The sequence below is a fragment of the Virgibacillus salexigens genome (genome assembly GCF_014905415.1).
GTDB classification, from domain to species: Bacteria; Bacillota; Bacilli; order Bacillales; family Amphibacillaceae; genus Virgibacillus; species Virgibacillus salexigens.
Genome location: NZ_BNEO01000002.1, coordinates 388188 through 412276, shown reverse-complemented (window position 1 = coordinate 412276; position 24089 = coordinate 388188). Strand labels below are relative to the sequence as shown.

The 24089-nt window shown below is 36.6% G+C and carries 28 protein-coding genes; all 28 read right to left on the bottom strand.

Annotated elements, in window-relative coordinates; translation table 11 throughout:
* Window positions 1–120: 120 nt before the first annotated feature.
* Window positions 121–1386, bottom strand: coding sequence for an RIP metalloprotease RseP (rseP, locus tag JKP73_RS09640; protein ID WP_021291544.1), 1266 nt, complete (start codon window positions 1384–1386; stop codon window positions 121–123).
* An 87-nt stretch (window positions 1387–1473) separates the two neighbouring features.
* The gene (locus JKP73_RS09635; protein WP_021291545.1) at window positions 1474–2262 is read right to left on the bottom strand and encodes a phosphatidate cytidylyltransferase; all 789 of its coding nucleotides are present in this window, start codon (window positions 2260–2262) and stop codon (window positions 1474–1476) included.
* Between the two features lie 11 nt (window positions 2263–2273).
* On the bottom strand, window positions 2274–3041 hold the full coding sequence (gene uppS, locus JKP73_RS09630) for an undecaprenyl pyrophosphate synthase (protein WP_021291546.1): 768 nt from the start codon (window positions 3039–3041) through the stop codon (window positions 2274–2276).
* Window positions 3042–3243: 202 nt separating this feature from the next.
* Window positions 3244–3792, bottom strand: coding sequence for a ribosome recycling factor (gene frr, locus JKP73_RS09625; protein ID WP_031335588.1), 549 nt, complete (start codon window positions 3790–3792; stop codon window positions 3244–3246).
* Window positions 3793–3794: 2 nt separating this feature from the next.
* Window positions 3795–4517 (bottom strand): UMP kinase, encoded by a 723-nt coding sequence (pyrH, locus tag JKP73_RS09620; protein WP_021291548.1) that lies wholly within the window; start codon window positions 4515–4517, stop codon window positions 3795–3797.
* A 101-nt stretch (window positions 4518–4618) separates the two neighbouring features.
* On the bottom strand, window positions 4619–5503 hold the full coding sequence (gene tsf, locus JKP73_RS09615) for a translation elongation factor Ts (RefSeq protein ID WP_021291549.1): 885 nt from the start codon (window positions 5501–5503) through the stop codon (window positions 4619–4621).
* Window positions 5504–5595: 92 nt separating this feature from the next.
* The gene (gene rpsB, locus JKP73_RS09610) at window positions 5596–6348 is read right to left on the bottom strand and encodes a 30S ribosomal protein S2 (protein WP_021291550.1); all 753 of its coding nucleotides are present in this window, start codon (window positions 6346–6348) and stop codon (window positions 5596–5598) included.
* Window positions 6349–6562: 214 nt separating this feature from the next.
* A complete protein-coding gene (locus JKP73_RS09605) occupies window positions 6563–7000 on the bottom strand; it encodes a DUF6115 domain-containing protein (RefSeq protein WP_021291551.1) in 438 nt (145 codons plus the stop codon).
* Between the two features lie 63 nt (window positions 7001–7063).
* Window positions 7064–7843 carry a FliA/WhiG family RNA polymerase sigma factor gene (locus JKP73_RS09600; protein ID WP_021291552.1) on the bottom strand — a complete coding sequence of 260 codons (780 nt, stop codon included), beginning with the start codon at window positions 7841–7843 and terminating at the stop codon, window positions 7064–7066.
* Between the two features lie 32 nt (window positions 7844–7875).
* Window positions 7876–8373, bottom strand: a complete 498-nt coding sequence (locus JKP73_RS09595) for a chemotaxis protein CheD (protein ID WP_021291553.1) — start codon at window positions 8371–8373, stop codon at window positions 7876–7878.
* Window positions 8366–8998 (bottom strand): chemotaxis protein CheC, encoded by a 633-nt coding sequence (locus JKP73_RS09590; protein ID WP_021291554.1) that lies wholly within the window; start codon window positions 8996–8998, stop codon window positions 8366–8368. The genes JKP73_RS09595 and JKP73_RS09590 overlap by 8 nt, the downstream gene beginning before the upstream one ends.
* A 5-nt stretch (window positions 8999–9003) precedes the next feature.
* Window positions 9004–9474 carry a chemotaxis protein CheW gene (locus JKP73_RS09585; protein WP_021291555.1) on the bottom strand — a complete coding sequence of 157 codons (471 nt, stop codon included), beginning with the start codon at window positions 9472–9474 and terminating at the stop codon, window positions 9004–9006.
* 15 nt (window positions 9475–9489) lie between these two features.
* On the bottom strand, window positions 9490–11496 hold the full coding sequence (locus tag JKP73_RS09580; RefSeq protein ID WP_200411156.1) for a chemotaxis protein CheA: 2007 nt from the start codon (window positions 11494–11496) through the stop codon (window positions 9490–9492).
* Between the two features lie 15 nt (window positions 11497–11511).
* Window positions 11512–12558, bottom strand: a complete 1047-nt coding sequence (locus tag JKP73_RS09575) for a protein-glutamate methylesterase/protein-glutamine glutaminase (protein ID WP_200411155.1) — start codon at window positions 12556–12558, stop codon at window positions 11512–11514.
* A gap of 6 nt (window positions 12559–12564) precedes the next feature.
* Entirely contained in the window at window positions 12565–13431 is an 867-nt protein-coding gene (locus JKP73_RS09570) for a MinD/ParA family protein (protein ID WP_200411154.1), read from the bottom strand.
* Window positions 13421–14536 (bottom strand): flagellar biosynthesis GTPase FlhF, encoded by a 1116-nt coding sequence (gene flhF, locus JKP73_RS09565; RefSeq protein WP_234447115.1) that lies wholly within the window; start codon window positions 14534–14536, stop codon window positions 13421–13423. Before flhF ends, JKP73_RS09570 begins: the two co-directional genes overlap by 11 nt.
* A 2-nt stretch (window positions 14537–14538) precedes the next feature.
* Entirely contained in the window at window positions 14539–16572 is a 2034-nt protein-coding gene (gene flhA, locus JKP73_RS09560) for a flagellar biosynthesis protein FlhA (RefSeq protein ID WP_200411153.1), read from the bottom strand.
* A 19-nt stretch (window positions 16573–16591) separates the two neighbouring features.
* Window positions 16592–17671: a flagellar biosynthesis protein FlhB gene (gene flhB, locus JKP73_RS09555; RefSeq protein ID WP_021291561.1), complete on the bottom strand. Its 1080-nt coding sequence runs from the start codon at window positions 17669–17671 to the stop codon at window positions 16592–16594.
* Between the two features lies 1 nt (window position 17672).
* Complete coding sequence (fliR, locus tag JKP73_RS09550; protein WP_200411152.1) at window positions 17673–18452, bottom strand: flagellar biosynthetic protein FliR; 780 nt, start codon at window positions 18450–18452, stop codon at window positions 17673–17675.
* Between the two features lie 3 nt (window positions 18453–18455).
* The gene (gene fliQ / locus JKP73_RS09545; protein ID WP_021291563.1) at window positions 18456–18725 is read right to left on the bottom strand and encodes a flagellar biosynthesis protein FliQ; all 270 of its coding nucleotides are present in this window, start codon (window positions 18723–18725) and stop codon (window positions 18456–18458) included.
* Between the two features lie 26 nt (window positions 18726–18751).
* On the bottom strand, window positions 18752–19417 hold the full coding sequence (gene fliP, locus JKP73_RS09540; protein ID WP_021291564.1) for a flagellar type III secretion system pore protein FliP: 666 nt from the start codon (window positions 19415–19417) through the stop codon (window positions 18752–18754).
* Window positions 19410–20057 carry a flagellar biosynthetic protein FliO gene (locus JKP73_RS09535; protein WP_021291565.1) on the bottom strand — a complete coding sequence of 216 codons (648 nt, stop codon included), beginning with the start codon at window positions 20055–20057 and terminating at the stop codon, window positions 19410–19412. The genes fliP and JKP73_RS09535 overlap by 8 nt, the downstream gene beginning before the upstream one ends.
* A gap of 15 nt (window positions 20058–20072) precedes the next feature.
* Entirely contained in the window at window positions 20073–20438 is a 366-nt protein-coding gene (locus JKP73_RS09530; protein ID WP_021291566.1) for a response regulator, read from the bottom strand.
* A gap of 31 nt (window positions 20439–20469) precedes the next feature.
* Window positions 20470–21594, bottom strand: a complete 1125-nt coding sequence (gene fliY, locus JKP73_RS09525; protein WP_021291567.1) for a flagellar motor switch phosphatase FliY — start codon at window positions 21592–21594, stop codon at window positions 20470–20472.
* A complete protein-coding gene (fliM, locus tag JKP73_RS09520; RefSeq protein WP_021291568.1) occupies window positions 21587–22585 on the bottom strand; it encodes a flagellar motor switch protein FliM in 999 nt (332 codons plus the stop codon). Before fliM ends, fliY begins: the two co-directional genes overlap by 8 nt.
* Before the next feature lie 38 nt (window positions 22586–22623).
* Window positions 22624–23052 (bottom strand): flagellar basal body-associated protein FliL, encoded by a 429-nt coding sequence (fliL, locus tag JKP73_RS09515; protein WP_232620904.1) that lies wholly within the window; start codon window positions 23050–23052, stop codon window positions 22624–22626.
* Window positions 23036–23254: a flagellar FlbD family protein gene (locus JKP73_RS09510; RefSeq protein ID WP_021291570.1), complete on the bottom strand. Its 219-nt coding sequence runs from the start codon at window positions 23252–23254 to the stop codon at window positions 23036–23038. The genes fliL and JKP73_RS09510 overlap by 17 nt, the downstream gene beginning before the upstream one ends.
* Window positions 23255–23297: 43 nt before the next feature.
* Window positions 23298–24089 carry a flagellar basal body rod protein FlgG gene (flgG, locus tag JKP73_RS09505; protein ID WP_021291571.1) on the bottom strand — a complete coding sequence of 264 codons (792 nt, stop codon included), beginning with the start codon at window positions 24087–24089 and terminating at the stop codon, window positions 23298–23300.

Below are 24089 nucleotides of genomic sequence, written 5' to 3'. Positions count from 1 at the left end.
TTCATCCTCCTGTACCGTCAACGAATCAAATGATTCTCTAGTCTTAAAATAACACATCTATTATAAAGATGGAAAACCCCTGCCTGCACATCTTTGACAAGGGTTTTCTCGTTTCAATTGTTATAAAAATAATCGTTGAATGTCGTTCCAAGTTACAATAATCATGAGTAGCATTAACAATGCAAAGCCCACAAAGTGAAAGAGACCTTCTTTTTCGGGAGAAATGGGTTTTCCCCGCACCGCTTCCAGGCCAACAAATAATAAGCGCCCACCATCTAACGCTGGTAATGGTACTAGGTTGACGATTCCTAAGTTAATGCTTAACATCGCTGTCCACATCAGGAAGTTCATAAAGCCAGTTTGCACTATCTGATCCGTTGCATCGTAGATTCCAACGGGACCAGAAAGCGTCTCGATCGGTAATTGTCCAGTAATTAACATTCCTAGATTTGTCAGGATTAGTTTTGTTGTATCAAAAGTTTGTGTAAAACCATATGTGACCGTACCTAAAAGTGACTTTTCAAACGCTTGGTAAACACCAATTTGGCCAAATGCCGGTTGTCCTTCCGTAGCTGGTACTTCTTTAGGTACTACTGTTAATGGTACTTCATCTCCTTCACGTTGAACAACTATATCTAACTCTTCACCAGGATTATCTCGTACAATCGTAGTGAATTCTTCCCATGTTGAAATAGGTTGATCTTCAATTTGAATTATCTCGTCATCGCTTTTTATACCTGCTTCTTGTGCAGGGCTATCTGGTTGTATTTGTCCCATTTTCGCTTCTTCAACAGGGACACCTTGAATAACACCAAGGATTAAAAAGATAACAATCGCAAGCACAAAGTTCATCATTGGACCAGCAAACAACTGCATTGCCCTTTGTCCAACTGATTTAGAAGCAAATTGACGGTCATAAGGAGCTATTTGTGTTTCCCTTTCGTCCATCACAAATGATGCTTTTGGATCAACTTCAAAACATAACCTTTCCTCTTGATCATCTACATCATAACCATTAATTTGTAGTTTATGATCTAAATCTGATTCTTCAATCTCAATAATTCGAGCATTTGGATGCTTTGATTTATGATTGACGATTATCTTATCTACTTTTCCAGATTCATTAAACTCAAGACCGACATGATGACCTGGCTTTAAGTCTATAATTTCTGGATCCTCACCAGCTACTCTTACGTATCCACCAATCGGAAGGAGACGAATGGTATATACTGTTTCATTTTTGGTGAACGAGAATATTTTCGGGCCAAATCCAATTGCAAATTCACGAGCCAGCATTCCAGCGCGTTTAGCAAAAATTAAATGGCCCCATTCATGAATAAATACAAGTAGCCCGAACATCAATATAAACGCGATAACTGTAGTCAAATAGAGCACCTTCCTTTAAAGAAGTATTAATCTTTTATAGCTTCATTCTCATTATATTCCCTTGCAACTCTAAATATTTGTCATTGCTTAGTTAAAAAATCCAACGAAATGTAAAATAGGCATCACAAATAATAAGCTATCAAATCGGTCTAAAATCCCTCCATGACCAGGAAGAACATTGCCGGAATCTTTCACGCCATAATGCCGCTTAAACGCAGATTCAACTAAATCACCAATTTGCCCAAAAACCGATGCCAATATGGATACACAAATAATTCCAATGAATGTGTTCTCGACTGGGTAAATAAACTGAAAAATAACACCGACTAGTACTGCGAGTGCTACACCACCTAATGCACCCTCTACTGTCTTATTTGGACTTATTTTTGGCCATAGCTTATGTTTACCGAAAGCTCGTCCAAAAAAATAAGCTCCTGTATCTGTTGCCCATATAATTAAAAAGATGTATAAGATTGTAGCTAAGCCCTCTATCCCTTCTCCTCTAGCAATAGTTAAATAATAAAAACCCATTCCTAGGTAGATGGCAGAAAGTAAGACAACACCTGCATGATCAAAGGTAAACTTGTTTTTAACTAAGACGGTGTACGATAATAGTAAAAGTACAATTAACATAAGGATGTCTGATTTTGTTAACCAAGCTAAGTCTATACGTTCACTTAATAAAAAGGTCCATAAAAGACCGATTCCTAATAAAGAAGGGATCGAGTACTTTGCAATACTCCCCATTCTAATTAATTCCAAAAAACCAATTGTTGCCATTACATAAACAAAGAGATTAAACGGCGTCCCTCCAATGATGACAAAGGGTACGAACAAAATTAGTGCTATGATAGCTGTTATAATCCGTTGTTTCATACGATTCTCACCTAAATTCCGCCATAGCGTCGTTGACGTTGTTGATATTCCTCAATTGCTTGTTGAAATACTTCCTCAGAAAAATCTGGCCATAGAACATCTGTGAACCAAAACTCTGTATAAGCTAACTGCCATAGCAGAAAATTACTTAACCGCTGTTCTCCGCTCGTACGGATTAATAGATCAGGGTCACTAAGCCCTCGCGTATACAGATACTTTGAAAAAACTTGTTCATCTAAGGAATCAATTGAAATTTTTGCTCCATTAACATCTTCCATAATTTTCTTGATCGCATGCATGATTTCGTCTCTACTTCCATAGTTTAAAGCAAAATTAAGCAATAATCCATCATTATTCTTCGTTTTATTCATTGCATGTTGAATGGTGTCCTTCGTATGCTTGGGGAGAGCCTCAAAATCCCCTATTGTTTGAATCCTCACATTCTTCTCCATTAATTCCGGTAAATGAACATGCAGGAATTCCTTCGGCAATTTCATTAAGAAATCAATTTCTTTTTTTGGCCTTTTCCAATTTTCAGTAGAGAATGCATAGAGTGTTAACACTTTTATATTGCATTGATGAGCTGCCCTTACCACCTTTACAACTGAATTAACACCTTCTTTATGCCCAGCAATTCTCGGTAAAGATCTTTGTTTTGCCCATCTTCCGTTTCCATCCATGATGATAGCTACATGATCTGGAGTATTCTCTTTATCAATTGTAGTTAATTGACTTAGTTCTTTTTGTTTATTTTTTATAAAAGGAAGTCTTATTGACATTTTTTGTCCTCCGAATGCTGTTGATTATCCATGTCATTTCTACCATATTATCTATATGTCGTAAATGTTGATTCTATGAAATCCATTGGATAAATCATCGTTATTCACTCAAATCATTTAATATTATAACGATTTTTGCGTAAGAATACAAAAGCCCCCTTAAACAAGAGGGCTAATACATCTTATTTTACATGGTCTTGGACTAAACTTCCATAATTTCTTTTTCTTTATCTTTAGCTAGTTGATCTATTTTAGCTATGTGGTTGTCTGTTGCTTTTTGTACATTATCTTGTGCACCACGTACATCGTCCTCAGAAAGCCCATCCGCTTTTTTCAATTGATCATTTGCTTCTCGGCGAATATTTCGGACCTGTACTTTTGCTTCTTCTGCATACTTGCCTACCACTTTAACTAGATCTTTACGACGGTCTTCCGTTAACGTCGGGATATTAATCCGAATGATATTACCATCACTTGATGGTGAAATTCCCAAGTCAGCCTTTTGTATCGCCTTTTCAATATCTGAAATCGCTGATTTATCAAATGGGGTAATTACAAGTAATCTCGCCTCCGGAGCTGTTACAGACGCCAACTGATTTAGCGGTGTATTCATTCCGTAGTACTCTACAAAAACACTATCTAATAAATTCGGGTTCGCTCGACCTGCTCTAACCGTAGCTAAATTTTTTGAAAAAGCTTGAACAGCTTGTTCCATTTTGTCTTTCATTTGCTTCATAATGTCATCAGACATCATTATTTCCCCCTTATTGTGGTTCCAATAACTTCGCCTTGGACCACGCGTTTAATATTTCCTTCTTCCATGATTGAGAACACAACTAATGGGATATCATTATCCATACATAATGTGGAAGCAGTAGAATCCATGACACCGAGCCCTTCATTAAGCATTTCCATGTAAGATAGGTTTTCATACTTCTCTGCATCTTTATTAATCTTAGGATCGTCGGTGTAAACTCCATCCACATTATTTTTAGCCATTAAAATAACCTCTGCTTCTATCTCAGCAGCACGTAATGCTGCAGTTGTATCTGTTGAAAAGAATGGATTTCCAGTACCAGCAGCAAAAATGACAACACGCTTTTTCTCCAAATGACGAATTGCTTTTCTTCGTATGTATGGCTCTGCTACTTGTCGCATTTCAATTGATGTCTGTACTCTAGTAGGAATGCCAATATTTTCAAGTCCATCCTGAAGGGCGAGCGAATTCATGATTGTTGCCAACATTCCCATATAATCAGCAGTAGCACGATCCATACCCATTTCACTGCCAACTTTGCCACGCCAGATGTTGCCACCACCTACAACAATAGCAGTTTCTACACCTAGTTCTGCGACTTCTTTGACTTGATTAGCGATGGACTGAATTATTTTAGGCTCAATGCCATACCCTTCTTCGCCACTCAAAGCTTCTCCACTTAATTTAAGTACGATTCTACGGTAACGAGCTGTTGTCATAATAACCTCCATAGAAAATATTTTTTTGTAGTTGATTGTTTTGAGGATATATGGAGAAATAGGGAACAACAAACAAATGTGCTCCCTACCTGACCAATAATTTACTTTTTGATTTGATTCATTACTTCATCTGCGAAGTTTTCTTCTCGTTTCTCCATACCTTCGCCAACTTCATAACGAGTAAAGGTCTTCACAGAGGCACCTTTATCCGCTACGTATGTTTTCACTTTTTGATCAGGGTCTTTTACAAAGTTTTGATCGAGCAGACAAATTTCTTCAAAGAACTTGCCGAGACGGCCTTCAACCATTTTTTCAACAATTTTTTCTGGTTTACCTTCATTTAAAGCTTGCGTTTTCAGTACTTCACGTTCTTTATTGACTTCTTCTTCAGATACTTCATCACGAGAAACATAACGAGGATTTACTGCAGCTACATGCATAGCAACATCTTTAGCTACTTGATCATCCGTTGTTCCCTCTAGTAATGTAAGTACGCCAATACGTCCACCCATATGCAAGTATCCACCAAAGGCATCATTGTCTGTTTTCGTTAAGACAGTGAAACGACGAAGGGAAAGTTTTTCTCCAATTTTTGCAACTGCAGAATTAATAAAGTTTTCGACAGTTTCTCCGCTGCCTTCCATTTCTTGTTGCATCGCTTCTTCAACCGTATTTGGCTGTTTGTTAAGCAATTGTTTTCCTAAGTCATGAAGCAATTGTTTAAACTGATCATTCTTTGTTACGAAATCCGTTTCACAGTTTACTTCAAGTAATACAGCAACATTACCATCAACGGCGATGTGGGTAGCCCCTTCAGCAGCAATGCGATCTGCTTTTTTGGCAGCTTTAGAAATACCTTTTTCACGTAAATAGTCAACGGCTGCTTCAATATTTCCATCTGTTTCTTGTAGTGCTTTTTTACAATCCATCATTCCTGCGCCAGTTTTTTCACGTAACTCTTTTACTAATTTTGCAGTAATAGCCATTCAAAAATCCTCCTTAAGAAATAGACAATGTTTTCTTTAAAAAGGGTGATAAAAGGCTCTCATCCTCTTATCACCCTCACCTTTCAATTGAATTACTCTTGTTCAGTTTCAGAAGCAGTAGCTACCACTTGCTCTTCTTCAGCTTCAACTACTTCTGTTTCTTCTCCTTGTTTCACTTCTAAAATAGCATCCGCCATTTTTGAAGTCAAAAGCTTGACTGCGCGAATTGCATCGTCATTAGCTGGAATGACATAATCAATTTCATCAGGATCACAGTTGGTATCCACAATTCCGATAATTGGAATGTTTAACTTATGTGCTTCTGCAATCGCAATACGTTCTTTACGTGGATCAATAACAAACAACGCATCAGGTAATTTGTTCATTTCTTTAATTCCACCAAGGAATTTAACTAAACGATCTTTTTCTTTTAACAAATCAACGACTTCTTTTTTCGGTAGTACTTCAAAAGTACCGTCCTCTTCCATACGCTCAATGTCTTTTAGACGGTTAATACGTTTACGGATTGTTTGGAAATTCGTAAGTGTACCACCTAACCAACGTTGATTCACAAAGAACATTCCAGAACGCGTTGCTTCGTCGCGAACAGAATCTTGCGCTTGTTTCTTCGTTCCAACAAACAAGATGGTTCCGCCATCTGCAACAAGTTCCTTCACATAATTGTATGCTTCATCAACCTTCTTCACTGTTTTTTGTAGGTCAATGATATAGATTCCGTTACGTTCTGTAAAGATGTACTTTTTCATCTTTGGATTCCAGCGACGTGTCTGATGTCCAAAATGCACACCAGCTTCAAGCAGCTGTTTCATTGAAATTGCTGACATTAAAAATTCCTCCTAATTGGTTTTTATCCTCCGTTCAGATCATCTTCATAAACAGACCTTTCAATCAAAGGCACCCTAATTATAAATTACTGAACGTGTGTAATTACGTACTTGTTCTTTCTATGAACATAGTATTCACACCAAAAAATAATATATCATAATGCATGAAGGTTATCAAGTAGTAATGACAAATTTTCGTAATAAATGGCATTATTTAACGAATGGATTGGTGATACTGAAATTTAATTATCAATTCTGCCTCTGTTTTTCCACAATTTAACTCTCTAGCAATTTCAGTAATTGATTTTCCATTTGAATACATTTGTAATACTCTTGCTTGTAGCGAGGCTTCTACTTGATCCATTTCGCTTATAGGCAAGTCTATATTTTCTTCATTTGATTGTTCACCTGCTGCATCCGGGTTAGCAGCTATTTGCTCTTTCGAATAATTGGCCTCATTTGTAACTCCCTGTGATAGCTGTCTTTCTAGATGCTGATTTTCCGTTTTAATTTCATCTAGATAAGATGCCAATAGTGTTTGTAATTCATTGGCATTCACTTGTTGGGATCGACTTAACTTTAACAAATAATAGATGGTGATAAAAGAGATACCATGTAACAGAAAACTAATAATTAATAAGAATGAAGTCATTAAATCCTTCCCTTTGAGCTTTATTTCTATACTATTATGTGTAAACAAATTTATCGCAAGCGATTAAGATAAGGCTTGTATCTTTTGCAAAGTCGCTCGTAACTTTACGATCGATTTTTTGTGTATTTGTGAGATTCGAGACGTGGTTAATCCGAGTACTTGTCCAATTTCCGTCAACGTCAATTCTTCGTGATAGAAAAGACTAATAACCAGTTGTTCATTGTCATTCAACGAAGTAATTCCTTCCATTAATTCCTCTTTTAATTCATTTTTTAGTAATTCTTCCTCAGGAGTAGTTGCTGTGCCATCAGGGATCGTGTAACCAATTCCTTCTTTTAATTTTAGTTTCTGATCATTCGGTTTTTCTTCAATTGAAAGGATATTCGCTACAAGTGAGTCACGAATAGCAGCTTCTACTTCTTTAATTGACATTCCTGTTCCCTCTGCAATTTCTGCTACGCTTGGATTGTGATTTTTTTCCTGCTCTAATCGTTGAGATACTTGTTCAATTCTTTTGGTTTTATCCCGTAATGATCGCGGTAACCAGTCTTCCCTTCTCAATCCATCCATGATTGCGCCTTTAATTCGAAAAGAGGCATATGTATCAAATTTCAGTTCTCTGCTTACATCGAATTTCTTTAATGCATCGTATAGCCCAATTAACCCAAAACTCCTTACATCTGACTTTTGAACATTACTCGGCAAATGACTTGCAATTCTCTCCACATGGAAACTTACTAGATACATATATTTATCAATTAGCATATTAGCAGCATTTTGATCTTGATCATTTACCCAATAATCCCATAGTTTCTGTTCATGAAGAGTTTCATTTACGGTCATTCCATTCACTCCTCTTACAATATACTTAGCAATTATATATAGACAGCCTCACAATTTACCTTTCTTATCTTCAACTTACTTGTTGCTGGATCAAATTCTATCGTTCTTCCAGTGTTACCACCTACATCAGAAGAAATAATTGGAATATGAAGGTCACTTAATTGTGTTTGAACAGCTTCTGTATTCCTAGAACCAATACTCATTAAATTAGACCCTTTAGAGAACTGAAACATTTGCGCTCCTCCAGCAATCTTTGCCTTTAAATAATCTTTTCGGGCACCATTTGCCACAAGTTGATGAATTAAAGATTCAATAGCTGTATCCGCGTATTTATATGGGTTGGCATTACTTTGTCTAGCAAGCTTTGAATTGGGTAATAAGATATGCGCTAAGCCAGCCACTTGTATACCCTCATCATAAATCACTACTCCAATACAAGAACCTAGACCAGAAGTGCGTATTATATTCGGAACTGTTATAACATGTAAATCAGCAATGCCGACTTTAATTACATTCTCTGTTTTATTCATGTTCATTAATTCCTAAGGACTGAAATAGTTCATGGAATGCATCTGGATCGGGAACAAATAGAAAGCTACCGTTAATTTCATCCTGTAAAGTAGAAGGGTTCATTTTTGTATCAATAATAATCGCGCAGTCAGTAATTTGTGATAACTCTACTAAGCCTGCTGTTAATATTGCTCCAGCCATATCTAAACTAAAATAAGGGACAGATGGGTACATATTGATCTGTGTCAAATCAGATAAAGCTGATATATAAGCACCTGTTAGTATATTACCTACTTCTTCTAAGACCGAAATGGCTAATGTATTAGATGGCGAATCCGATAATTTCACTTCTGGCTTTTGAATGATCTCTTGAATTAAGTTTTCTGCTTCGTTAACCGATAAGATGAAATATACTGTTCCTGGTGCCTCCCCTTCTATTCGAAAAACAATTGCCGTTATAATTTCTTCAGGTCCGCCTATCAAACCCATTATTTCTTCATAATTCACCATTTTGATTACCGGGGCTTGCATGTCAATCCTTCTATTAACTAACTTAGAAAGAGAAGTTGCCGCATTTCCTGCTCCAATATTACCAATCTCACGCAGAACATCTTTTTGTAACATGGTTAAGTTTGATATTTCCATTTCTACTATCCTTCAACAGATTTTAATTCGTGAATTTCATCTTCTGTTAATACACTCTGTAAATCAAGAAGTATAAGTAGACGAGTTTCTAGTTTGGCTACACCTTCAATATAATCCGCATCAACGGACCCTATTACTTCTGGTGCTGGCTCTATTTCACTTTCCGGAATATCGATCACATCATTTGCTGCATCAACGATTAAGCCAACCTCCATGTCATCTACATAAACAATAATAATTCGTGTAGATTCATTAAAAGCGGATTCCTCCATCCCAAAGCGCAACCGCAAATCGATAATGGGCGTGACTACTCCTCTTAAATTAATGACACCTTTCACAAAATTTGCTGTTTGCGGAACTCTGGTAATGGGAATCATTCTTTCTATTGATCCTACTTGTAATACAGATACTGCATATTCCTCATTTCCTAGTTGAAAAACAATTACTTTTCGATTACTCATTACTTCATTTTCCATGTTAATCCCTCCATCTTATTTAATTAAAGAGTTACTATCAATAATTAGAGCAACTTCCCCATCTCCAAGAATGGTTGCTCCTGAGATAGCGAATGTATTGGATAAATAGTTTCCTAATGATTTTAGTACAACTTCTTGCTGTCCAATAAAGGAATCGACAATTAACCCTGTCAACTTCTCCCCTTTTTTAACAATTACTACAGAAAGGTACGGGTCTTCTTCATCTGTAGTAGGTACCTCAAAAATATCATTAAGAAAAGAAAGCGGGACGACTTTCCCACGAAAGTCAATTACTTTTGTGTTATGTGCATGCATAATGTCATCTCGATGTATAATTGCCGTTTCAATAATTGAGGATAGTGGTATCGCATATTTTTCTTGTTGCAATTCAATCAGTAAAACGGAAATGATTGAGAGTGTTAATGGCAGCTGAATGGAGAATGTCGAACCTTGATTTTGCTTAGCATCGATTTGAATTCGACCGCCTAATGACTCAATCGTATTCTTAACCACATCTAGCCCCACACCTCTTCCTGATATATCTGAAACTGTATCAGCTGTAGAAAATCCGCTAGCCATAATTAACTCAAACACCTGTTGATCCGTTAATAATTCAGCTTGATTTTCTGTAATAATCCCCTTCTTCAATGCTTTTGATAAAACTTTCTCCTTATTAATGCCGACCCCGTCATCTTTTATCTCAATAAATACATGATTTCCACTATGATATGCTTCTAGCTTTATGGTTCCTTTTTCTTGTTTCCCTTTTGTTAGTCGCTCTTCAGGCTTCTCAATACCATGGTCAATTGCATTTCGAATTAAATGAACCAAAGGATCCCCAATCTCATCAATGACGGTTCGATCTAATTCTGTTTCTGCACCAATAATTTCTATGTCCACGTTTTTCTGTAAATCTCTTGCTAATTGTCTTATCATTCTTGGGAATCGATTAAATACTTGTTCAATTGGCACCATACGCATCGTTAGGATAATATTTTGTAAATCATTCGATACACGTGACATATGTTCTACTGTTTCTTGTAAATCAGCATGTTCTAAATCAACTGCTAATTGCTCTAATCTTCCTCGATCCACAACAAGTTCTTCAAATAAATTCATTAGTATATCTAATCGTTCAATATTTACACGGACTGTTTTATGCGTAGCAGTCTTCGTCTGGTTCTTTGTCCCATCAGTGATATCCTTGGTTGTCTCTTTCTCTTGATTTCTCAGTTCCTTCGACTTTTCCAGATTTTCTTCATAAGCTGTAACAGAGAAAGGACAAACATCCACTTTTTCAATCTCCGAGACTTTGTTGATACTGCTCGCAATATACGCTTTTGAATGTTCCGATATGAATAAAACGGTAAATGATTGATCGAATTCCTCTTCTTCTAACTGATTAACACTAGGCTCCGATTTAATAATCTCTCCCATTTTTTCGAGTACCTCGAAGACCATAAATACTCTCGCACCTTTTAATAAACAGTCTTCTCTTAATGTTACTGTTATTTCAAAATTCGTATATCCACGATCAGCTGATTCTTTTAATATGGTTAACTCAAATTCATCTACTTCATGCAAATATTGCTTCTTTTTTTCAATGGTTGATGTTTTACTTGTACTGGATATTGTCACTGCTTCATCTGTTTCAATCCGCTTTAATTGATCAACAATTTGTTCTACATTACGGGATCCATCTCCCCCAGTAGAAATATGTTCTACCATTGCATTCAGATGATCAACTGCATCAAATAAAATATCAATTACTTCGGCATTGACGACTACGTTACCCTCTTTAATTGCATCAAACACATTTTCTAACTTGTGTGTTAAATTAGCTAGATCATTGTAACCCATCGTGGCAGACATCCCTTTTAATGTATGAGCAGCACGAAATATTTCTTCAACAATCGATTTATCCTGCGGTTTCTTTTCTAACACTAATAATTGATTATACAAAACTTCTAAGTGTTCGTTACTTTCATCAATAAAGACACCCAAGTATTCCGTTGTATCCACCTATTTCCCCTCCATTTATACTAATTTGGTAATTAACCTACTTATTTCTAGTAAAGGCAATTCTTGATTAACTAAATTTGTCCGAACCGCTGCTTTTGGCATTCCATGTACAATCGCCGTCTCTTCAGACTCCGCGATAACCATCGTGTTTTCGTCTGTTTCCTTTAATTTTTTTATTCCATTCGTCCCATCACTTCCCATTCCCGTTAGAATAATCGCTAGTTTATTCACGCTTTCTATTTCAGCAAGCGAATGAAATAACGTATCAACAGCGGGACGATGTCCATTTACCACCGCTTCTTTCGTAAGAACAATTGAGGTAGTTGCTCCAACGACTTTAAGTTTCATATGTAAATTACCAGGTGCTATATATACGGTGCCATTCACTATAACTTCACCGTGAATCGCCTCTTTTACCTTCAGTGCAGATGATTGATCTAATCGTATGGCAAGTGACTTTGTAAACCCCGCAGGCATATGTTGTACGACAAGGATCGGAGCATTAATTGTTGCTGGTAAACGAGCGATAATTTGTTGTAACGCTCGCGGGCCGCCAGTAGAAGTTCCGATTGCTACAATATTTTTTTTGTAGTTCGTAGAGAATGCTTCTAATTTTGAAACAGTCATTCTATTGTTTTTACTTCGTTCACCGACTGGAAAGGTTATTCTTGAAGCCATAACCACTTTTTGAATAATATCTTGTTTCATTGACTCAATATCTAAAGATATTGGACCAGAAGGTTTTTCGATAAAATCTACTGCGCCACTTGAGATGGCTTGGACTGTTTGTTTCGTAGAATCATTCGTAGCACTGGACAACATAACTACAGGGACTGGATATAGATTCATCAACTCCTTTAGCGTTGTAATCCCATCCATAATTGGCATCTGAATATCCAGCGTGACAACATCAGGGCGCAGCTCTTTTACTTTTTTAAGCCCATCCTCTCCATTTCTAGCTGTACCAACTACTTCTATTCGATCATCGCTGTGTAACATGTCTGTAAGGACCTTACGCATAAACGCAGAATCATCAATAATAATAACTCGTATGAAGTGCATATAAGATTACCTTTCTTTCACGATCTGTTTTAACTTCTGTAAAAAAGAGGAGGAAGTGAAATCCTGTCTATTATTCTGTGTTTTAAGATAATCGCCTGCCATTTTCCTCATCGCTTTAGAAATAGTAGACCTTTCTTTTTCAACGAAAAACGGTGTCTGGTTAATAACTGCCTGATTTACCGTTTTATCATATGGAAGTACACCTAATGCACCAATTTGAACATGAAGAAATTGATCGACAACCTTTGTAAACCGTTCTAACAGCTTCCAACCTTTGTTCCCTGATTGGGAGCGGTTCATTATAACCTGTATAGGAATGGTATGATTATAATGAAGAATATGTTTTATCATACTGTATGCGTCAGTAATAGCTGTTGGTTCTGGTGTGGTTACAATAAAACATTCGTCTGATGCTAACACGAAAGACATTGCATACCGGGTGACTCCAGCCCCCATATCGAATATAACGTAATCATAAAGACCTATAACTTGGCCATATTGATTGAAAAACAGTTGTTTATGATGATCCTTCATGGAAAAAATAGAAGATAAACCTGAACCTGCTGCGATATAGTCAAGGTTTCGGGGGCCGGTCTGAATAATTTCAAAAAGAGAAAGATTATCCTCGAACATATCAATCATTGTTTTTTCTACCTGCAACCCCAATAAAATATCACTATTCCCCATTCCTATATCCATATCAACAACCAGAACTTTTTTACCGCTCTCTATTAGCGCCAAGGAGAAATTAACGGTTATATTCGACTTTCCAACTCCATCTTTTCCGCTTAGTACAGCTATCGTTTTTGAGTTATACAGTTGGTTGAACGTTTGCATCTTTTGACGAAGTATCGCCGCTTGATCATATTTCATTATGTTCACCTAAGATAAAGTTGGAGATCATTTTGGCATCAGGTCGCGTTATGTCATCAGGTACATTTTGCCCGTTCGTAATATAGGCAATCCCTATTTTTCTTCCTAAAGTAATATTTAATAAACTTCCATATTGTCTCGTCTCATCCATTTTCGTAGCAATAACTGCTTTTATTGCGATACTTCTGAATTGATCATAGACATCTAGAATGTCCTTTGGTTTAGCGGATAAGGATAATACTAAAAATACTTCGGATGCTTCGTTCGTTGGTAAACCTTCTTGGAAGTTAATTACATCTTGATCATTTCGAAAATTCCTACCTGCAGTATCAACAAATATGAGATCATAGGCAGCGAATTTCATAATCGCTTTTTGTAATTCTTCATTTGAATACGCTACTTCTAAAGGTACATTTAATAATTGAGCATACGTTTTTAATTGTTCTACAGCAGCGATTCGATATGTATCTGTTGTTATAAAGGCAATACTTTTATGCTCCTGTAATTTGGATGTTGCAGCAATTTTTGCTAATGTTGTAGTTTTGCCAACACCAGTTGGCCCTACAAAATAGATAATTTGGCTTTGTTCTGATATACCTTCAAAATGAGTGGATTGCAACCGCCTTTCAATCTCCTTATTCACTTCTTCAGCAAGCTCAGAAGATGAATGATGGATCTTTGCTGTTTTTTCTCGCTCGATAACTGCTTCCATGATGGAGGTTGCTATTTCAACCTCAACTTCTTGCTCAAGTAATTGATTATATACTACTTGAAAATCAACTGGGTATTGGATACCTTGAAGCGAAGATTGAAATAAAAGCTTTTTTACTTGTTGTAATTCCTCTAATACATTTGAGTTAGATTCTTGTTTTGGTTCCTTCGCCTGCCGTTTCTCTGCAGTCAATCCTTCTTGACGGGTTTGGTTATAAATCAGCGGGTCAGAATCTTTCGCAGCTACAACTTCAATTTTCGTTTTTTTGCCAAGCCCAAAGATACGGCTCCCCCGCTTCACCTCTCGAGAATGTAGAATAACTGCGTCCTTACCTAACTCTTTTCTGATTTGTTTCATAGCTTCCGGCATCGAATGAGCCACATATTTTTTCACCTTCAAGCAATATTCACCACCCCAACACTTTGTACTTGTACATTCGGTTCTAACTCATTAAAGGATAAGACAACCACCTGTGGTAAAAAGCGTTCGATTAATTGTTTTACATACATACGTACTGCTGGTGAACATAGGAGGAGTGCATTTTCTTCTTGCAACGTTAGCTTTTCTACCTCTCCTTGTGTCTGCTCAATCAACTTCTGTTGGATATCTGGTTCCATTGATAAATAGCTGCCATGCTCTGTTTGCTGAATACTATCAGCGATTGCCTTTTCAGCCTGCGCTGACAGTGTCACTACTTTTAGGCTTTTATCTGCTTCGGTATACTGCTTGGTAATCTGTGCAGATAAGGATTGCCTGACATACTCTGCTAGTAATTCGGTATCATTCGTTAACTTTGAAAAATCTGCAAGTGTTTCAAAAATGATAGGTAAATTTCTTATGGAAACTTTTTCTTTTAATAATTTGCTTAATACTTTTTGTAATTCGCCCACTGCTAAGGGCTCTGGGGTTACTTCTTCTACCAAAATTGGAAAAGATTCTTTTAAATGATCAATTAACTGTTTTGTTTCTTGTCTACCTAGTAGCTCATGCGCATGTTGTTTAATTACCTCGGTTAAATGAGTCGATACAACGGACGGTGGGTCTACTACGGTGTATCCCGATAATTCAGCTTCATCCTTTACCTCTTCATTTATCCATTTTGCAGGAAGACCAAAAGCTGGTTCTGTTGTGTTTACCCCTTCCATGTTATCATTTTCAATATCAGGTGCCATGGCTAAATAATGATCAAGTAGCAATTCACCATGAGCGACTTCATTGCCCTTAATTTTAAGACGATATTCGTTTGGATTTAACTGAATATTATCTCTAATTCGTACGACCGGTATTACAATTCCTAGTTCAATTGCTAATTGCCTGCGAATCATGACAATTCGATCAAGCAGATCTCCACCCTGGTTCGCATCTGCAAGCGGGATTAATGAATAGCCAAATTCAAACTCAATTGGATCCATATTTAATAAATGTACGACATTTTCTGGAGACTTCATCGCAGAGCTCTCTGTCTGATCCTCTTCCTCTACATCAGGTTGAATAACTGTTTCAGATTGTTTTAATAACATGTATCCGCTTAAAGCGAGTAAACCAGCTAAGATCGTTGTTAAAAAGAAATTAATTGGCGTTAAACCTAGTAAAAAGACGGTACCCGCAGCAATAAATAATAACTTAGGATATTGCATAAGCTGTCCAGTAACATCCGTACCTAAATTGCCTTGTCCAGCCGTTCTGGTCACCACAATACCCGTAGCAGTAGAAATAAGAAGTGCTGGTATTTGACTAACTAAACCATCCCCTACGGTCAAACGCATAAAGGTATTAATCGCTTCTTGAAATGACAGATCCATTTGAACCATGCCGATAATTAATCCAAAAATAATATTAATTAAAACGATAATAATACCTGCAATAGCATCCCCTTTAACAAACTTACTGGCACCATCCATGGACCCATGAAAGTCCGCTTCTTTCTCTATTTTTTCACGGCGCTCCTTTGCTTGTTGTTCTGAGATTAACCCTGCATTTAAATCAGCATCGATACTCATCTGTTTACCTGGCATCGCATCTAAAGTGAAACGCGCAGCAACTTCAGAAACTCTCTCTGATCCTTTGGTAATTACAAGAAATTGAATAATCACTAAAATAACAAAAACAACGAACCCAACAAGGGGGTTTCCACCTATAACAAAAGAACCGAATGTATCAACAACACCTCCAGCATCTGCCTCCGACAAAATGGATCGAGTGGTCGAAACATTCAGACCTAAACGAAATAATGTTAATAGCAAAAGAAGTGTTGGAAATACAGAAAACTGCAGAGCTTCTTGTGTATTCATTGATACTAAAATTACAATAAGTGCCAAAGAAATATTACATAGAATAAGTACACTTAGCATCCATCCTGGTAATGGAATAATTAACATAATAATAATTAAAATAACACCTAAAAGGACGGATAAGTCTTTTGCTTTCATTGAGGTCTCTCCTTAATGCCTAAACTTTGTTCTCCAGCTTGTATACATAAGCTAATATTTCTGCAACAGCTTTAAAAAATTCTTCGGGAATCACTTCACCGATATCCACCGAACCATATAAGGAACGGGCAAGCGGCTTGTTTTCTACAGTAATAATCTCATTTGCCTTAGCTATTTCTTTAATCTTCCAGGCGACTTCATCTGCACCTTTAGCAAGAATATAAGGTGCACTTGCCTTTGCTTCATCGTATTTAATCGCTATCGCAAAATGAGTTGGGTTTGTTATAACTACATCAGCTTGCGGAACTTCACTCATCATTCTACGAGTTGCCATTTGCCTTTGTTTTTCTTTTATTTTAGATTTAATTAAAGGATCCCCTTCAATATTTTTATACTCGTCTTTAATATCTTGTTTTGACATTCTCAGGTTTTTTTCATAGTCGTAACGCTGATAAACATAATCAAGCACAGATAGAACTAGTAGAACAATTGTAGCCGTAATCCCCATCACCATCGTTACCTGACCAAAGAAAGCAAGGGCGCTATCGGCCGTTTTAAAAGCAAGCATCATCATATCATCTTTGTAAATCCAAATAACCGCAAACGTAACTGCACCAATACAAACAATCTTTAATAATGACTTTAGTAATTCTACTAAAGCGCGCACGGAGAAAATCCGCTTCGCTCCCTGAATTGGGTCAATTTTCTTTAAATCAAATTTTATCGATTCTGTAGTAAACAGAAATCCGATTTGCAAAAAGTTGGAGGCAATTCCTGCAATTAATGCAATCAGCATAATTGGCGCTAAGATTTTAGCAATTTCAACAGTAGCCCCAGTAAACAATTGATGTACCGTTGCCTCTGTAACATCCCAATGAATGAATTCTGTAAATGTATGTTCAAATAAGGAAGTCATTCCATCCTTCATCGAGCTTCCAAACACAAAAAGAACGATAAATGAAAATAATAATAAAATCGCGGTATTTACATCTTGGCTTTTAGCTACCTTACCCTTTTTACGTTCATCTTGTCTCTTTTTTGGAGTGGCCTTTTCAGTCTTTTCCCCAGCAAAAAACTGTAAATCTATTTTTAGCTGCATGCTATCCACCTCCGAATAATTGCATTAAACCTCGAATAGTAGTGAATAGTATTTCGAATAAATGCTTTACTAAAACAATGTATAAGCTCATAAAAAACAATAAAGCTACAAAACTAACGAATATCTTTAATGGGAGACCAACAACAAATACATTTAATTGTGGTACAGTTTTTGCCACAATGCCCAGGGCTACATCTACAAGAAATAAGCAGCCCACAATAGGTATCGCTATTTGAAAAGCTATTAAAAACATTTGATTAAACGTTTCTATTACAAATTGAGCAATGTTTTCGTTTTGAAAAGGAATGAACCTATCGATAGGTATAAAATGATAGCTATTTACTATTCCATCTATTAATATGTGATGGCCATTCACCGATAATAAGAATAATAAAGCAATAATATAAAAATACTGGCCGGTTAACGGACTCTGAGCGCCTGTTTGCGGATCAATTACATTAGCAATTGCAAATCCCATCTGAAAATCAATAAAACCACCAGCAATTTGTACAGCGGAAAGAATGATATAGGCAATTAAACCGATTAGAAGGCCCACTAGCGCCTCTTTCATAATCAAAAACAAATAGGTCCCATCAAAGGCAATACTTCCTCCATCTACTGTATAAAATATGAGGAAAGCCAAGAAGAAGCTAAGACCAAGCTTAAACGGTCTAGGAATAGTACGATATGAGAATAATGGCATCGTTGCAAAAAAGGCTACAACACGTACTAAAATTAATAAAAAAACTGGAAGACTATTAACATCAATAACATCTAACATACATTACCCTACAAACTGATTTATATTTTGAAATAAATCGGAAGTAAACTCTACCATTTCCGTCAGCATCCATGGTCCAAAGAAAATCAGGCCAACTAATACAGCAACAATTTTCGGGATAAAGGCCAAGGTCTGTTCTTGTATTTGTGTTGTCGCTTGGAAAATACTCACTAACAATCCAACCGCCAATGCTAAAATTAATAATGGACCTGTCACTAACAAGATTGTAAATACGCCTTTTTCAGCAAGACTTAAAACAAACTCACTGCTCATCGAATAGATCCCCCTTTAATGCTTTCTTAAAAACCATCTAGTAGTGAATGCGTAATTAAATACCAGCCATCCACTAAGACAAATAATAAAATCTTAAATGGTAATGAAATCATTACAGGAGGTAACATCATCATTCCCATTGACATCAAAACACTAGCTACTGCCATATCTATAATTAAAAATGGTACAAATATCATAAACCCCATTTGAAACGCCGTTTTTAATTCACTAATGGCAAATGCCGGTACTAACGTAGTAAGTGGAATCGCTTGTACTGATTCTGGCTGCTCCAATTCAGCATAATTCAAAAACAGTGCCAAATCCTTTTGTCTCGTATGTTCAGCCATAAATTCTTTAATGGGTAAACTAGCCCCTTCATAGGCTTCATCTAGCGAAATTTCTTCTTTAAATAATGGTTCTAAGGCTTCGTCGTAAATCTCATTAAACACCGGAGCCATAATAAAAAAGGTTAAGAAAAGAGCTAAGCCAATTAACACTTGATTCGGTGGCATTTGTTGCGTCGCTAAAGAAGTTCGTACAAATGACAGTACAATAATGATTCTAGTAAAACTTGTCATTAAAATTAAAATACTCGGAGCAAGTGACAAAATTGTGAGTAAGAGTACAAGCTTAACCGAAGTTGCTACATTTGTCGGATCGGAACCAGAAAACATATCGATAAATTCATTCATGCTTATCTTCCTTTTGCTTGTTGAATTGTTTTATTAAGTCAGTTCGATTTTGCTTGAGTTTATCCAGTTCCTTTGCAAAAAGACCATCAAAACTTTCTTTTCCTTTTGAGCTATGGGGTCTCCCATTTACTCCTATTTTATGAAACAATGAAAAGAATCCATCATCCGAATTGGAGCTATTTCTTCGAGTTAATTCATCAATAAATGATTGGTCTGTAATTTCTCGTAATAACTCCACATTTTCGCCTACACCGATTAAATAATAGTTATTACCTACGCGAATAATTTGTATGGACTTATTCTGCCCAAGTGATATACCACCAAGATTCTCCAACGTCTTCACTTGACTGAATAAAACATTTCGTTTTTTGATAAATCGTAACAGGAGATAAATCAGTCCCAATACGAGCAATAATGCAAATACTAACTTCACCATACTTAACCATAATGGGTCAGTCTGTGTCTTCACTTCACTCTCATTTTCCGAATTCGACGTAGGTGCTTCTTCTGTTTGTTCACAATCTTTCTGTTGTTCAATACAATCATTTACAGATGTTGTTTCTGCAGCTATTTCTCTTGGTGTCAGTATCAGAATAAAGAAACATAAAATGATGCTACAGAAACAGATATATTTTCTCAATATTCTTCACTCACTTTATTCATGCAATGCCTTTTGAATTGCTTCAATCACGCGTTCTGCCTGGAATGGCTTAACAATAAAATCTTTTGCTCCTGCTTGAATGGCATCAATGACCATTGCCTGTTGTCCCATGGCTGAGCACATAATGATTTTTGCGTTTGGATGTTTTGCTTTTATTTCTTTCAAAGCACTTATTCCATCTTTCTCTGGCATGGTAATATCCATGGTGACTAGATCAGGTAAAACATCCTCGAACTTCTCTACCGCTTCGCCTCCGTCTTGCGCCTCAGCCACTACTTCAAATCCATTCTTTGTTAAGATATCTTTAATCATCATTCGCATAAAAGCTGCATCATCTACAATTAAAATACGATTTGCCATTTTAACTTCCTCCTATGAATCTATTCATTGATTATTTTAATTTCATTATTCGATCTGTCGGACTAGCAATATCCGTAACTCGCACGCCAAAGTTCTCATCAATAACGACAACTTCACCAGTTGCAATTAATTTCTCATTTACTAAAATATCTACTGGCTCACCGGCTAGTTTGTCTAGTTCAATAATTGATCCAGAGGATAATTCTAAAATATCTTTAATAGAACGTTTGGTTCTTCCTAACTCGACAGTAACTTTTAGTGGAATATCTAACAGCATGTCTAGATTACGTTGTGTTTTATTAGATAATTGGATTGGTTCAAATTCAGAAAAATTCGCTTGCTCGATCGATTGTTGATAAGTTGTTGCATTCCCTAAAACATGCGTTTCATCTTTTTGTTCGGATGTAAGTGATTGACTTTGTTCGTGATTAAACATAGGCACCTCCACTTGCTCCAACGCAGCTGAAGATTCTTTCTCCGCTGGTTCTTCATGTAATAATTGATTAACAAGTTCCTTAGCAAACTGGACTGGCATTAGTTGCATAATATTCGAATCTATTAAATTACCAACCTTTAATTGAAACGATACTTTAACAAATGGGTTTCCATCTAAGGCAATTTCCGATTGATTATCAGGATTTTCTAAATGAATGGTTGGAGGTGAGATATCTACTTTTTTCTGAAAGACCGTAGACATACTCGTAGCAGCGGCCCCCATCATTTGATTCATCGCTTCCTGTACCGCACTAATATGAATTTCGTTCAATTCATCTGTGGGGTTCGTACCATCACCACCAAGCATAATATCGGAAATAACTGCAGCATCCTCGGCTTTAATTACAAACACATTTTTCCCAGTGAAGCCTTCCACATAGTTCACTTGAATACTAACTGGTTCAAATGTAAAAGCTTCTAATTCTTGCTGCTCCATCACAGAGACTTTCGGTGTAGTAATTTCAACTTTTTGATTTAATAACGTTGATAAAGTAGTTGCAGAGCTACCAAATGAAATATTTCCAATTTCACCGAGTGTATCTTCTTCTATGCTCGTTAAATACTGCACTGTGTCGGATTTATTGTCAGATTCATTATCTTGTTCTGCACTAACTTTCAATAGTGCATCAATTTCTTCTTGAGAAAGCATTCCATCATTCATGACCTTCGTTCACCTCTTTAAATTCTTCCATTATCTGTACAGACAATCTATTTTTATAAGTACCTGGTTGTACGAAGAATTTTGGTTGGTTGTTTACTGCTAAAGTAAGTGGACTTTCTATCGTATTATTTAAACGAATCACATCATCTTTATTTAGCTGTAAAAATTCCTCTATCGAAATATCGGTTTCACCAAGTACAGCTTTTAATTCTATGGCTGCTTGCTGAACATTCTTTGTTAATTTCTCGTATGCAGCCTCATCTCTGTCCTTACTAGATGTTTGCATCCAATAATGTACAGAAAGTTTAGAGATAATTGGTTCTAAGACAATATGAGGAATACATATGTTAATCATCCCTGTAGCTTCTCCAATCGTTGTATTTAATGAGACTACAACCACTGTTTCATTTGGAGATACCATTTGTAAAAACTGCGGATTTACTTCAAATTCTTCAAGGACCGGATCAATCTCTACAATAGATGCCCAGGCTTCTTTCAGTTTTTCACTTGCTTTTTCAAACAGCTGTGACATTAAAATGGTCTCAATTTCTGTTAAGTTCTCTACTTTATTTAGACCACTTCCTGCTCCTCCAAGTGTGCGGTCAAGCATGGCATAAGCTATATTAGGGTTAACTTCCATTACTAGTCTTCCTTCTAATGGATAAACGCTATATGTATTAAGAATCGTCATTTTCGGTATAGATCGAATGAATTCCTCATAAGGGATTTGATCAACGGATGCAACTGAAATATGAATATATGTTCTTAATTTTGCAGATAAGAAAGTGGTCAGTAAACGTGCATAATTCTCATGAATTCGCGAGATACTTCGAACTTGGTCTTTAGAAAACCGTAAGGCACGCTTGAAATCATAAACTCGAACTTTTCTTTCCTTATCTTCCTTCTTTAATTCTTCGGCGTCCATTTCTCCTGATGTAAGAGCGGATAACAGTGCATCAATCTCGTTTTGAGAAAGAACTTCATCTGCCAATTGATTTCACCTCCATTATGGAGTTCAAATACGTAATTTTATTGCAAGATTTTATTAATTGTATAAACATCTGTGACCTTCCCTGACGTCATTACTTCATTAATTTTGGTTTTTACTTTTTCTTCTAAGTTTGTTAAACCTGTTTTGAAATCTTCCTCTTCCATTGTAGTTAGTTCTTTGATCAGTATATTTTTTAATTGAAAATCACGGTTACCCAACTCCTCCTTTGCTTCTTTGCTATCTGTAATGACTTGAAATTGAATGCGAACAAAGCTGTCATCATTAAGATCCGTTGTAATTTCGGGAGTCTCATAAGCATAATCTTCTATTTTTTTTATAGATGCTGCACTCCCTTTGTGGTTATTCGGATCCATATTCCAAAAGATCATGAACGCAGCGATTCCGCCAATAGCTAATATAGCTACTGAAATCATCATCGTTTTCACCAATCTACTCACTTTGGTCATTGACCTCCTTCTGTGTAACTACGAGTCCGATTTGCTGATAGTAATTCTTGACTAACTGGAGTACCTCATCTTGTTTATTGTTAACAACCAATTTCTTTCCATTTGTTAACGTAATCGTAGTATCAGGAAATTCCTGAATTTGTTCAATTAGAATTGCATTTAATGTAAAAACTTCTCCATTTAAACGTGTTAACGAAATCATCTTATAGGCGGGAGTGTCTTTTAAAACACCCCCTCCCCCCTTACTAACGTTTTAGATTTACTAATTCTTGAAGGATTTCATCAGAAGTTGTAATAATTCTCGTATTTGCTTGAAAACCACGTTGGGCAGTAATCATTTCCGTGAATTCTTCGGATAAGTCAACATTTGACATTTCTAGAGCTCCACTAACGATCGAAGCAGTACCCTCTGTTTCAGGTGTCGTTATGCCATTATAGCCGGCATTTTCACTCGTTAAGAAAAGGTTGCTTCCTGCTTTTTCAAGACCGGCTGGGTTCGAAAAATTTGCTAAAGCAATTTGACCAGCTTCTTGACTTTCCCCATCTGCATTAATATAACTAACGGTACCATCAGATTGGATACTGAAACTCTTCGCATCTTCTGGAATAGTTATCGCTTCATTGTTCATATCTTGAAGGTAGTAACCATCTGCATTCACAATAGCTCCATTATCATCTAAGTAGAAATTTCCAGCACGTGTATAATAAGTCGTTCCATTTCCCTCTAATACGAACATGCCATCACCTTCTAACGCTAGATCGAGTGGGTTATTTGTTGTTTGACGGAAGCCTTGTGTGTGTATGTTGTCAATGGACCCTAGCTGAGAGCCTAAACCAACTTGTGAAGGATTTACTCCTCCTCTACCAGCTGTCGGTCCTTGAGCACCTGCGGTAGTTTGACTCATCATGTCTTGAAACGTTACTCTACCTTTTTTAAACCCGGAAGTATTAACATTGGCAATGTTATTACCAATCACATCTAACTTCGTTTGAAATCCTTTCATACCTGAAATACCTGAATACATTGAACGTAACAT